The organism is Sphingomonas sp. RS6 (assembly GCF_054489705.1).
On record NZ_JBTMWM010000006.1, the window covers coordinates 98,114 to 110,567 of the forward strand.

The 12,454-nt window shown below is 65.7% G+C and carries 11 protein-coding genes; 2 read left to right on the forward strand and 9 right to left on the reverse strand.

Translation table 11 applies throughout. The annotated features are described in order from the left end of the window. The gene (locus ACX40Y_RS12605; protein ID WP_459119917.1) at positions 1-1,395 is read right to left on the reverse strand and encodes a leucyl aminopeptidase family protein; all 1,395 of its coding nucleotides are present in this window, start codon (positions 1,393-1,395) and stop codon (positions 1-3) included. 180 nt (positions 1,396-1,575) lie between these two features. On the opposite strand from ACX40Y_RS12605, the gene ACX40Y_RS12610 reads away from it, so the two are divergent. Then, complete coding sequence (locus ACX40Y_RS12610; RefSeq protein ID WP_459119918.1) at positions 1,576-3,996, forward strand: membrane-bound PQQ-dependent dehydrogenase, glucose/quinate/shikimate family; 2,421 nt, start codon at positions 1,576-1,578, stop codon at positions 3,994-3,996. A gap of 15 nt (positions 3,997-4,011) precedes the next feature. Here the strand turns inward: ACX40Y_RS12610 and ACX40Y_RS12615 are convergent, their stop codons facing one another. The 4 genes from ACX40Y_RS12615 to rimO form a co-directional block, all read right to left on the reverse strand. Next, positions 4,012-4,938: a hypothetical protein gene (locus ACX40Y_RS12615; protein ID WP_459119919.1), complete on the reverse strand. Its 927-nt coding sequence runs from the start codon at positions 4,936-4,938 to the stop codon at positions 4,012-4,014. Further along, positions 4,938-6,335 (reverse strand): serine hydrolase domain-containing protein, encoded by a 1,398-nt coding sequence (locus ACX40Y_RS12620; protein ID WP_459119920.1) that lies wholly within the window; start codon positions 6,333-6,335, stop codon positions 4,938-4,940. Before ACX40Y_RS12620 ends, ACX40Y_RS12615 begins: the two co-directional genes overlap by 1 nt. 118 nt (positions 6,336-6,453) lie before the next feature. Further along, positions 6,454-7,212, reverse strand: a complete 759-nt coding sequence (locus ACX40Y_RS12625; RefSeq protein WP_459119921.1) for a DUF2306 domain-containing protein — start codon at positions 7,210-7,212, stop codon at positions 6,454-6,456. Positions 7,213-7,382: 170 nt separating this feature from the next. Next, a complete protein-coding gene (gene rimO / locus ACX40Y_RS12630) occupies positions 7,383-8,714 on the reverse strand; it encodes a 30S ribosomal protein S12 methylthiotransferase RimO (protein WP_459119922.1) in 1,332 nt (443 codons plus the stop codon). Between the two features lie 125 nt (positions 8,715-8,839). On the opposite strand from rimO, the gene ACX40Y_RS12635 reads away from it, so the two are divergent. Then, complete coding sequence (locus ACX40Y_RS12635; protein WP_459119923.1) at positions 8,840-9,364, forward strand: GNAT family N-acetyltransferase; 525 nt, start codon at positions 8,840-8,842, stop codon at positions 9,362-9,364. Positions 9,365-9,372: 8 nt separating this feature from the next. Here the strand turns inward: ACX40Y_RS12635 and ACX40Y_RS12640 are convergent, their stop codons facing one another. The 4 genes from ACX40Y_RS12640 to serS are packed head-to-tail and all read right to left on the reverse strand — an operon-like array spanning position 9,373 to position 12,405. Further along, positions 9,373-9,717, reverse strand: coding sequence for a DMT family protein (locus ACX40Y_RS12640; protein WP_459119924.1), 345 nt, complete (start codon positions 9,715-9,717; stop codon positions 9,373-9,375). Beyond that, the gene (locus ACX40Y_RS12645; protein ID WP_459119925.1) at positions 9,717-10,325 is read right to left on the reverse strand and encodes a murein hydrolase activator EnvC family protein; all 609 of its coding nucleotides are present in this window, start codon (positions 10,323-10,325) and stop codon (positions 9,717-9,719) included. The genes ACX40Y_RS12640 and ACX40Y_RS12645 overlap by 1 nt, the downstream gene beginning before the upstream one ends. 32 nt (positions 10,326-10,357) lie before the next feature. After that, the gene (gene surE / locus ACX40Y_RS12650; RefSeq protein WP_459119926.1) at positions 10,358-11,131 is read right to left on the reverse strand and encodes a 5'/3'-nucleotidase SurE; all 774 of its coding nucleotides are present in this window, start codon (positions 11,129-11,131) and stop codon (positions 10,358-10,360) included. Further along, positions 11,131-12,405, reverse strand: coding sequence for a serine--tRNA ligase (gene serS / locus ACX40Y_RS12655; protein WP_459119927.1), 1,275 nt, complete (start codon positions 12,403-12,405; stop codon positions 11,131-11,133). Before serS ends, surE begins: the two co-directional genes overlap by 1 nt. Positions 12,406-12,454: the final 49 nt, after the last annotated feature.

The following is a 12,454-nucleotide window of genomic DNA, read 5'->3' on the forward strand; positions in this document are numbered from 1 at the left end:
TCAGCCGCCATAGCGGTCCTTCAGCACCTTCCACGTCGCGCGCAAGCTGACGGCCTCCGCACCCTTGGGGCGGCCAGGCTTGGGGCTGCCGTTCCAGCAGAAGATGTCGAAATGCGCCCATTGGGCCTTTTCGGGCACGAATTCCTTGAGGAACAGTGCCGCGGTGATGGCGCCGCCAAACGGGCCCTCGGCGGCGTTCACCATATCGGCGACGTCGGATTTCAGCAGGTCCTTGTACGGATCATAAAGCGGCATGCGCCAGATCGGATCGGCTTCCTGTTCGCCCGCAGCCAGGATTTCGGCGGCCAGCGTGTCGTCATTGGCGAACAGCGCCTGAAGATCGGCGCCGAGCGCCACGCGGGCGGCGCCGGTGAGCGTCGCGAAATCGAACACCAGTTCGGGGTTCTTTTCCTCGGCGCGGGTGAGCGCGTCGCCCAGGATCAGGCGCCCTTCGGCATCGGTATTGCTGTTTTCGACGGTGATGCCCTTGCGCGAGATCATCACGTCGCCCGGGCGCGTGGCCTCGCCCGAGATCGAATTCTCGACAGCGGGTACCAGCATGTGCAGGCGAACCGGCAGCCGGTTCATCATCACCAGTTCGGCGAGGGCGAGCGCGTGCGCCGCGCCGCCCATGTCTTTCTTCATCAGCCGCATGCCGCTGGCCGGCTTGATGTCGAGACCGCCGCTGTCGAAGCAGACGCCCTTGCCGACGATCGCGATGCGGGGGTGATCGGGATCGCCCCATTCCAGTTCTATGAGGCGCGGCTCGCGACCCTTGCCGGCAGCCTTGCCGACGGCCCAGAGCATGCCATAGCCCTGCTGAAGTTCCTCGCCCTTCACGACGTTGAACGTCGCGCCATAGGCCTTGGCCAGTTCCCATCCGGCCACCTCGAGATCGGCCGGGCTCATGTCGTTCGCGCCTGTATTGATCCGGTCGCGCAGCTTGTACGTCACCGTCGCCATGCGAACGGCGTCGTCCATCTTGGCGGGATCACCGGTCAGCAGCACGCGCGCGCCTTGCGGCTTCGCGTCGGGCTTCTTGTATCGATCGAACTTGTACTGGGCGACCAGCCAGCCATAGATCGCGGTGCCGGGCTCGACGCCTTCGACGCGGTAGCTGCCCTCGGGCAGCGTTTCGGCGAGCTTGGCGAGGCACCAGGGCGACAGCTTGTCGACGTTTGCAACCACGCTCACGACCGACCAGTCATCGGCATCGTCGCCGGGCAGGATCGCGTTCGAATAACCGACCGGCGCCAGCTTCTGCGCCTGGGCGGCGGCACGGTGGCGCGGCGGCTGTGCCGCGAGCCAGGCATCGAAGCCTTTCGGATCGATCAGGTGGATGGTGCGGGCGGTCTGGCCGCGGTCGGGCTGAACGAGCGTCGTTGGATCAATCATGGCCATGATCTAGGACGGCAACCGGCCGTCGCCTAGCCAGACGATCCAGTTTTTGTCGGCATTTTTTGGACGATCTTTGGAACAACTGGGCAGTTGCCGAGGTTTGCGGGCTGTTCCTGACGCATTTTCCGGCGGCCTCTGTGGCTGACCGGTCGCGCCGCCCAGCAGGGAGAAACGGCCATGCCCGACGCCAATTCGCCAACAGCATCACCATTCACCGCCCGTCGCCGGGGCAGCAGTTGGACGGCCCGCATCGTCGGCGTGGTCGTCGCTGCGATCGGCCTGATCCTGGCAGGGGGCGGGGCTTGGCTCGCCGTATTGGGTGGGTCGCTCTACTACCTCATCACAGGGGTGGCGATGGTCGCATCGGGCGTGATGCTGGTGCGGGGGCGCGTCCTCGGCGGCTGGCTGTATGTCGCGATCGTCGCGCTGACCTTTATCTGGGCGTGGTGGGAGGTCGGCGCCAACGCGTGGGCGCAGGTGCCGCGGATCATCGCGCCGGTCGTCCTGTTGATCGCGGTGATCGCCGCGATCGCCACGCTCATTCGCTCGCGGCGGCGCTGGCAGTTCGCCGCCGGGGGTGCCGTGGCAGCGGTTGCCATCACCGCGGTCGATCTGGCGATTGCGGCCAATGGCGCACCGCCCACAGTTCGCGGCGAACTGCCGGCGCCCGGCACGCAGGGCATGGCCGATCCGTCGGGCAAGCAGACCGGCGCCGACTGGCCCGTCTATGGCGGGACGGGCGCGGCGCGCCGCTACTCGCCGCTTGCGCAGATCAACCCGTCAAACGTCGGGAAGCTAGAGCGCGCATGGTTGACCCATACCGGCGACATGCCGCGCAACAAGGATGTTGCCGGAACCTACGGCGCGGAGAACACGCCGCTCAAGATCGGCAACCGCCTGTATATCTGCACGCCGAAGAACATCCTGATGGCGCTCGACGCGGCAACCGGCGAACAGCGCTGGCGCTATGACCCCAATGTTCCGGACAAGGCCATTCCGTACACCGCCGCGTGCCGGGGCGTGGTCTATTACGAGGTTCCGGGCATGGCCGCGAACCAGCTCTGTGCGAAACGCGTGATCGAAGGCACACTCGACGCACGCCTGATCGCGGTCGACGCCCGCAACGGCAAACCCTGCACCGATTTCGGCACCAACGGTCAGGCCGATATCACCAAGGGCATGGGGCAGGTGCAGCCCGGCTATGTCTCGATCAACTCGCCGCCGACGCTGGTGCGCGGCATCCTCGTGGTCGGGCATCAGGTGCTCGACGGGCAGAATCGCTGGGAACCTTCGGGCGTGATCCAGGGCTTCGACGCGCAGACCGGCAAGCTGCGCTGGGCGTGGGACATGATGCACCCCGATTGGAACGGCTATCCGCCCGAAGGACAGACATGGGCGCGGGGCACGCCGAACATGTGGACGATGGCGAGCGGCGACGATCAGCTCGGTCTCGTCTATCTGCCGATGGGCAACGCATCGGTCGATTATTATTCGGGGAAGCGCCGGCCCGAGGAAAACATGTTCGCGACCTCGCTCGTGGCGCTCGACGTGACCACCGGCAAGCCGCGCTGGCGGTTCCAGGCGGTCCGCAAGGACGTTTGGGATTACGACTTCGGCGCACAGGCGACCTTGGTCGATTACAAGGGTACGCCGGCGCTGGTGCTCCCCTCGAAGCAGGGCGACATCTATGTGCTCGATCGCCGCACCGGCCGTCCGTTGACACCAGTCGGTGAAATCAAGGCGCCGATCGCGGGCGTGGAGCCGCAGCAGCGCGCCGAGACCCAGCCGGTGTCGCTGTGGCACACGCTGCGCCAGCCCAACCTGACCGAGCACGACATGTGGGGCATGTCGCCGATCGACCAGATGGTCTGCCGCATCCAGTTCCGTCGCGCGAGCTACAAGGGCTTCTTCACGCCGCCCGAATCGCAGCAACGCTCGATCGAATATCCGGGCTATAATGGCGGGACCGATTGGGGCGGGATCGCTGTCGATCCGCAGCGCGGCGTGATCGTCGCCAACTACAACGACATGCCGAACTATGTGAAGCTCGTTCCCCGCAAAGTCGCGAACGAGAAAGGCTGGGCGCCGCGTGACCAGGCGCGCGGCAGCATCGGCGGGGCCGAGGGTGCGGGCGATCCGCAGGCGAACACGCCCTATGCCGTCGATGTGAACGCCGGCTGGCGGCTGCCCTTTACCGGCATGCTGTGCAAGCAGCCCCCCTATGGCGGCATCCGCGCCATCGACATGGCGACCGGCAAGACGATCTGGGACCGGCCGCTGGGCGAAGCGCGCACCAACGGGCCATTCGGTATTCCGTCGATGCTGCCGATCACGATCGGCACGCCCAACAATGGCGGATCGGTGGTGACGGCGGGCGGGCTGATCTTCGTCGCGGCGGCGACCGACAACCTGATCCGCGCGATCGACCTGCGCACCGGCAAGACATTGTGGAAGGACGTGCTGCCGGCCGGCGGCCAGGCGACCCCGATCACCTATGAAGTGAACGGCAAGCAATATCTGGTGATTTATGCCGGCGGGCACCACTTCATGGAAACGCCGATCGGTGACGAGGTGGTCGCCTATGCGCTGCCGGGATGAGGCCGGGAAGGGCGGTCAGGGCATGACCGCCTTCACCTCTGGTGCGCAAAGGCCGAACGCAGTGCGGATCATGTAGGTCAGCCGGTCGCGCGCGCCGGCCAGTTCCACCGGATCGAGCCCGCGTTCCTGCGTCTCGAAGTTCAGATAATGGATGCCGTGCAGAATCGCGTAATTGGACAGCGAACCGTCGCTCGCCACCACGCGTTCCTGCACCACATTGAAATCGGCGCCGACCATCGCGTTGCGGCAGAACGCATCCTCGGGCCGCTGTGTCGCGCGATAGGTAGCGAAGGCCACCGTATCGTCATCGTCGAACGGCCATTCGCGCCGCTGTGATGCACTGGGCGTCAGCGTGTCGTCGCAGAAGCGAATCGAGATGATGCCTTCGCCCTTGGGATCGTCGCGATGGCATTTCGAGTCGGTGGGGTCGAAGCCGGGCGTATTGGTGTGAAGCGCGATGATCGGGCCGCCGACCCGCTTCAGATCGGCAAGGATATGACCGGCATAGCTCGGCAGCGCGGTATCGAAATTGCGATTGGGATCGATCGGCGGACCGTAATCGACCGCCGCGTTGTAGCGTTCGCCGTCATGGCCCGGCGCAACGCCCGAATCGACAGCGATCAGGACGCCGCCATAATGTCGCACCGCCCATAGTCCCGCTTCGAACCCGGCATTTTCATTGTCGTGCGGCACGAAGAACAGCGCGCCTTTGGGGTTGCGGATATTGGCGATCCGCCACAGCCGCCAATGGCCGCGCTCGGCCTGGAACTCGATCCGCCGGACCGACAGGCCTTGCCATTCGCCGGGATCGCGATGGCGCGAGAAATCGTCATCGGCGATCGTCAGCGGATCGACCCGCCTCACCACCGCGCGGTCGGTGGCCGACCCTGCCACCAGCAGCGGCGCCAGCGCGGCGGCGAGCAGGGCGGCCGCATGCCGCATCAGCGCGGCATCACCAGAAACTGCTCGAAGCGGCCATCGGTGCCCGGTTCGGCATAGGTGATCGCGACAAGGCGGCGATCCTTGAACTGGATCACATAGTTGCGGTTGACGAAGCCGCCCCGCAGCCGCGGCCTACCGATCGCGGTGAACGACACCGGATCACCGAGCGGGGCGAGGCTGTCTCGGTAATCACCGAGCACGGTCGCATCGAAATAATAGTTCGCGTCCTCTGTCATCAGCGAGCGATCGGGCGTGCCGACGCGGAGTTGGTCATAGAGCTTGCGGGCAAGCGTGTCACGATGCTGGTCGATCGCCGCGGTATCGGCCTTCGCGACGGGAACCAGATAATCGGTGATGCCGTCCGCAATCGCATCCTGCGCGCCGCCGAAATCGGCATTGACCAGCGCGACCACCGCATAGCGATCGTCGGGGATCACGACGTTGCTGGACAGGAAGCCCACGGCTTCGCCGCCGTGCGATACTTCCTTCTTGCCGCCATGTTCGCCGAGAGAGACGCCGAGACCGTAGTGGGTTGGCGAGCCATCGTTCAGCTTCACCTCGGCTTCCTGTTCGGCCCAATCATCAGAGGGCATGACGGCGCGGTTGATCCGGGCGATGTCCCATTTGGCGAGGTCGCTGGCGCTCATCGCCAGTTCGCCCGCCGCCCACAGCCAGCCGTCCGCCGCTGGCTTGGCGACCCGGACCGGGCCGAGCGCATAGCGGTGCGTGCCCTGTGGAAAGCCCTTGCCGATCGCCTTGTCCTGATCGATCGGATGCATGCCGAGCGGCTTGAAGATCTTCGCGTCGAGATAGTCGAGCAGCTTCATGCCCGACGCCTTTTCGATGATCATGCCGGCGACGACATAGCCGGTGTTCGAATATTGCCACGCCGTGCCGGGCGTGAAGTCGAGCGGCTTCTTGCCCCAGCGATCGACGATCTGCTGCGGCGTCACCGGATGCTCCATCGCCGCGAAGTTATAATCCTGCGGCCAATAATCCTGCAGACCGGCGGTGTGGCTGAGCAGCTGGCGGATCGTGATCTGGTCCGCGTCAGTGACGTCGGGCACCCATTTCGAGACCTTGTCGTCGAGGCTCAGCTTGCCCTCGTCTTCGAGCAAAAGAAGCGCAGCCGCCGTGAACTGCTTGGAGATCGAGGCGATCTGGTATTTGGCGTTGGCATCCGGCCCCTTAGCGATGCCGGGGCCCTGGTCGCCATAGGCCTTGGCGAAGACGATCTTGCCGTCGCGCACGATCGCGACCGATGCGGAGGGCACGCCGCTGCTCTTCAGCGCATCGGCGACGATCGAATCGACCTTCGCGGTCTGCTCCGCCGTCAGTTCCTGTGCGGCGGCGGGCGTGGCGATCAGCAGGGTGGCAGCAAGAACGGTACGGAACATCGGGCCTCCGGGATGGCTGAACATAGCGGCGCAGCGCTTCCCGTCATCAGGGTGTTGCCTCGCCGTTATAGGGTGGCAACGCTTTTGACTGCACGACGCGCGGAATGCCAGCGGTCGTTTAGCTGGGGGCTGCGCCCGCCCGCCACAGCATTCCGGGCAGCCAGACCTGCGCAGTGAAGAAATAGGTGGCGAGCAGCAGGAACAGCGTCGCGCCAGCCATACCTGCCGCGGCAGCGATCTTGACGCCAGGAGGTGTCGTCGGGCGCCGGGCGCGGAGAAACAATTCGGCGATGATCAGATTGGGCAGATAGAACCAGAAGATCATGATGGCATCGAACCACCCGTCGAACTGCGATGTATGGCCGAGCCTTCCGGCGAAAAGAAACCAGAAGCCATAGTCCATCCGGTACAGCCAAGAGCCGATCGCAAGCGCGAACAGCCGGACTGCCCAGGCGCGGTGCTGGAGGATTTGGCGCATCATCGCGAACCGCAAGGTCTGGGCGGCGGCGCCGATCATCAGGATGCCGTAGAGCCCGAAGCCGACATCCATCACCCAGCCGCCCACCGTGCCTCGCGCGACGATGAAGATGAGGCCGCCAATGCCGGTGACGAGTGCCGCAAACAGATAGAGCCGCCCCGTCCAGCGGTGAATTTGGGGCCATCTGCGTCGCACCCCGGCGAACAATTGGACCGGACCGAAGAGAAGCAGGACCGCCCCGAGTGCGAAATGGGCGCCGATGCCGACATTGGCGAGCCATGAGCGCGAGACATGAAGGCGGGGAAGGGTGCGATTCCAGTCATCCGGCGTGCCGGTGGCAACGGCGCCGACATAAAAGGCAAGGATATAGAGCGCGAAGATCGCCGAACTGATCCACACAGCGGCGACCAGTGCCCCCACCGACCAGCGCAGGACACGGGATGCCCGCGCATCAGCGGGCGTCCTACTTGCCGGAGAATCACCGGACAGAGGGGATAGGGTCGCCACGGCGGCCTCCAATGGTTCGCGCGACCGAGCATCGACGCGAAAACAAGGATTGTCGATGGCGCTCAGCCCATCGGTACCCCGTACAGGTCATGCTCGTCGGCGTCCTCGATCTCGACGCGGACGATGTCGCCCTGTTCGAGATGGCCCGCGTCGCGCAGGAAGACTTCGCCGTCGATCTCCGGCGCGTCGGCCTGGCTGCGGCCGGTGGCGCCGCCTTCGGCGTCGACTGCGTCGATGATGACCTCCAGTGTGCGGCCGATCTTCGCCTGGAGCTTGGCGGCGCTGATCGCGGCGGTCTTTTCCATGATCCGGGCGTAGCGCTCTTCCTTGACCGATTCCGGGACCGCGCCGGGGAGATCATTGGCCGAGGCACCCTCGACCGGTTCGAAGCGGAACGCGCCGACGCGGTCGAGCTGGGCTTCGTCGAGCCAGTCGAGGAGGTATTGGAAGTCTTCCTCTGTCTCGCCAGGGAAGCCGACCACGAAGGTCGAGCGGATCGCGATGTCAGGGCAGATTTCGCGCCAGCCGCGCAGCCGCTCGAGCACCTTGGCTTCGTTGGCCGGGCGCTTCATCGCGCGCAGCACGTTAGGCGCGGCGTGCTGGAACGGAATGTCGAGATAGGGGAGCACCAGCCCCTCCGCCATCAGCGGGATCACCTGATCGACATGCGGGTAAGGATAGACATAGTGCAGCCGCACCCAGGGAGCGATCCGGCCAAGCTCGCGGGCGAGGTCGGTCATGTGGGGGACGACTTCGCGGCCCTTCCACATGCGCGGCTCCTTGCGGATGTCGATGCCGTAGGCGGAGGTGTCCTGGCTGATGACCAGCAGTTCCTTCGTCCCCGCCTCGACGAGCTTTTCCGCCTCGCGCAGGATCGCGTCGGGCCGGCGGCTGACCAAGTCACCGCGCAGCGACGGGATGATGCAGAAGCTGCAGCGATGGTTGCAGCCTTCCGAAATCTTCAGATAGCTGTAGTGGCGCGGCGTGAGCTTGAGCCCGCTGTCCGGCACCAGGTTGACGAAGGGCGAGGGCGGCATCGGCGCTGCGTCATGCACCGCGCCGACCACTTCCTCATATTGATGCGCGCCGGTGACCGCGAGCACGTTGGGGAAGCGGGCGCGGATCACCTCGGCTTCCTTGCCCATGCAGCCGGTGACGATCACGCGGCCGTTCTCGGCGATTGCCTCGCCGATCGCTTCGAGCGATTCTTCCTTGGCGCTGTCGAGGAAGCCGCAGGTATTCACCAGCACGACGTCCGCGCCGGCATAGTCGGGCGACAGCGCATAGCCGTCCGAACGGAGCTTGGTCAGGATACGCTCGGAGTCGACCAGATTCTTGGGACAGCCGAGCGACACCATGCCCACCTTGGGGGCTTCGGGGAGTTTGGTTGCCATGATTGGCGCGGCACATAGGATGTTTCGCGAAAAATGCCAGCGGCCGCGCTCCGTCTGCGGTGTCTACGGATACGTCTGCGGCCATGCTATGTTTATCGAAGCGTCAGCATCACCGGGAGATTATCATGACCGCGACCGCCGCGCCCATCATCGAGCCTGTTCAGCTGCCGACGCGTTCCGGGCTCACCATCGAGGTGCGCTCGGTGCGCGACTCCGATCGCGATCAGCTCAGCGCGCTGTTCGATCGGGTCTCGGCCGAGGATCGACGCTTCCGCTTCTTCACCGCGAGCCCGGGCCTTCGCCCCGACCAGGCAGAGGCGCTGGTCGCCGTCGATCATTGGCGGACGGAGAGCTATCTGGCGTTCGCGCCCGAAGGTGAACTCGTCGCGTCCGGCGTGCTTGCTTGCGATCAGGCGATGGAGACGGCCGAGGTGGCGATTTCGATCCGGTCTGACCGCAAGGGGCAGGGCATCGGCTGGAGCCTGCTGCGCTTCATCGCCGACGAGGCGCGGCGCCGCGGCGTGAAGGCGCTGGTCTCGATCGAGAGCCGCGAGAATCACCAGGCGATCGAACTCGAGCGCGAAATGGGCTTCGTCGCCCGCGCCGTCGATGGCGATCCCAGCGTGGTGATGCTCGAAATCCGTTTCTGAAGCGGCGATCAGGCGGGCGCGCGAAACAGGAAAAAGGCGCCCGCCGCGATCAGCGCAAAGCCGATCGCGTGATTGATCGTGATTTTCTGCCCCAGATACAGCACCGAAAAACAGGCAAAGACCGTCAGGGTCAGCACTTCCTGCAGCCCCTTCAGCTGCGCAGCGGAATAGACCGCGCTGCCATAGCGGTTGGCCGGCACCGCGAAGCAATATTCGATAAGCGCAATTCCCCAACTGGTGACGATTACCAGCAGAAGGGGCGCGTTCTTGTATTTGAGGTGGCCGTACCAGGCGAACGTCATGAACACGTTCGACACGAGCAGTAGCGCAATCGGCAGCAGGCGTTCGGCCATTATCGCGGCAACCTGGTAAGCGGGTCCACGGGGGTTCGCCCCTGACGCAGCTCAAGATAGACGCCCGGCCGGGTCGCGCCGCCGGACTTGCCCGCGACGGCGATCGACTGGCCTTGCTTCACGGCGTCGCCGTCACGGACCAGTAGCTTGCCGACGCGGCCATAAAGGCTGGACCAGCCGCCGCCGTGCCGGACGACGACGATCGTGCCGAGCGAAGGAACATCGCGTCCGGTGTAGCTGACGACGCCGTCAGCCACCGCCCGCACCGGCGTGCCTGCCGGTGCCTCGATCGCAATGCCGTCGCTGCGGCTGCCGCCCGCTTGCATGCCGAACCGCGTCACGAGTGCGCCGCGCGCCGGCCACGCGAAGCCGGCAGGCGGTGCGGCAGCGACTTCACTGCCGGGTGACTTCGTGGTCGGCGCTCTCGGCGAGGGTGCCGGTACGGCAAGAGGGCGCTGGGCGGTGGGCGCGGCGGGGCGGGGGGGCACGGCGCGGGGTGGCGGCGTGATTGCGGGTGCAGCAGCGGGCGGCGCGGGCAAGGGATCGGTCTCGGCGCGCTGCACCGCCGGTGGAATGCAGCCGCAGAGCAGAAGCGTAGCGGCCGCCACCGACCCGCGGCCGATTGCGTGGCTGCGGCGTGCTATGACTGCCCCCGATAGGCGGTGTCGAGACGATCGAGCGACTCGCGATGCGTAAGATCGAGATGGAGCGGGGTCACCGTCACAAAACCCTGTTCGATCGCCTCCAGATCAGTGTCCGGCATTGCCTCGTGCGGCAGTCTTGCCATTGCCAGCCAGTAATAGGGGAAACCGCGCGGATCGGTGCGCTTGTCGAGGCCGACCCGGCCGTAATCGCGAAGCCCTTGCGATACGACCTTGATCCCCTGCACGGCGTCTGCAGCGACGGGCGGGAAGTTGATATTGATTAGCGTTCGCGGCGCCCAATCGAGGCTCAGCAGCGGTTCCAGCGCGCGAGCGCCCCATGCCTCGGCGGTATCGAACGGCACGGCATAGCCCATGCCTGTCTGGGCATATCGCTGACTCAATGCCACCGAACGGATGCCGGCAAGCGCCCCTTCCATCGCCGCCGAGACGGTGCCCGAATAGCTGACGTCCTCGGCCAGATTGCCGCCGCGATTGACGCCGGAGAGGATCAGGTCCGGCGGCGCGCCCTTCATCGCCTCGGCTAGCGCGAACATCACGCAATCGGTCGGCGTGCCACGCACCGCGAAACGATTGTCGCCATGACGGCGCACGCGGAACGGCTCGGTAAGCGTCAGCGATCTGCCCTTGCCAGACTGTTCCTCGGTGGGCGCGACGACGGTGATGTCGTCCGAAATGGTGCTAGCGATTCGCTCCAGCACGGCAAGGCCGCGTGCATGATAGCCATCGTCATTGGTGAGAAGGATTCGCATCAGGACTTCGGCTCGAACCGATCGACACCGCCGAGATAGGGCCTCAGCGCGTCCGGCACCGTCACCGATCCATCCGCCTGCTGATAGTTTTCGAGCACGGCGACCAGCGTGCGGCCGACGGCGAGGCCGGAACCATTCAGCGTATGGACGAATCGGGTGCCCTTTTCACCTTCTGGCCGGTAGCGGGCGTTCATCCGACGTGCCTGGAAATCGGTGCAGGTCGAGCAGGACGAGATTTCACGATAGCGCTGCTGCCCGGGCAGCCAGACTTCTAGGTCATAGGTGCGCGCGGCGGTGAACCCCATGTCGCCGGTACACAGCTTCATCCGCCGATAGGGCAGGCCGAGCTTGTCGAGAATGCCCTCCGCGCAGGCCGTCATCCGCTCATGCTCCGCCAGCGACTGAGCGGGCGTGACGATCGAGACCATCTCGACCTTCTCGAACTGATGCTGGCGGATGAAGCCGCGAGTGTCGCGCCCGGCGGCGCCCGCCTCGGAACGGAAGCACGCTGTCAGTGCGGCAACGCGCAGCGGCAACTCGCCCTGGGCCAGGATCTTGCCCGCGACCATGTTCGTCAGGCTCACCTCGGCGGTCGGGATCAGCCAGCGGCCATCGGTTGTCTTGAACAGATCCTCGGCGAATTTCGGAAGCTGGCCGGTGCCGAACAGCGCCTCGTCGCGCACGAGCAGCGGCGGCGCGACTTCCTCATAACCATGATCGCGCGTGAGCGTATCGAGCATGAACTGGCCGAGCGCGCGGTGCAGGCGGGCGGCATGGCCGCGAACCAGCGTGAAGCGCGCACCGGACATCGCCGCGCCGGTCTCGAAATCGAGCCCCAGTGCCGGCCCGATCGCATCATGTTCCTTCGCCTCGAAATCGAAGACGCGCGGCTCGCCGTGGCTGTGGACGAGTTGGTTGTCGTCCTCGTCCCGCCCGAACGGAACGTCCTCCAGCGGCAGATTGGGAAGCGTCGCCAGCACTGCGGTAAGCGCCTCGCCGGCCGCTTTTTCCTCCGCATCGATCAGCGGCATCCGCTCCTTGAGCGCGGCGACCTCCGCCATCAGATCGGTGGGATCGTCACGACGGGCCTTGGCTGCGCCGATCGCCTTCGACGCCTCGTTCCGGCGCGCCTGCGCCGACTGCGCCTCGGTGATCAGTGCGCGGCGTCGTTCGTCGAGGGCCAGCAGCTCTGCCGAAGCCGGGCCGAGCCCGCGCTTTGCAAGGCCCTGATCGAAAGCGGCGGGATGTTCGCGGATAAAGCGGATGTCGTGCATGGCCGCCAGCCTATGGCGGGGCGCCCTTGTGCACGCAACCCCGCCGTTC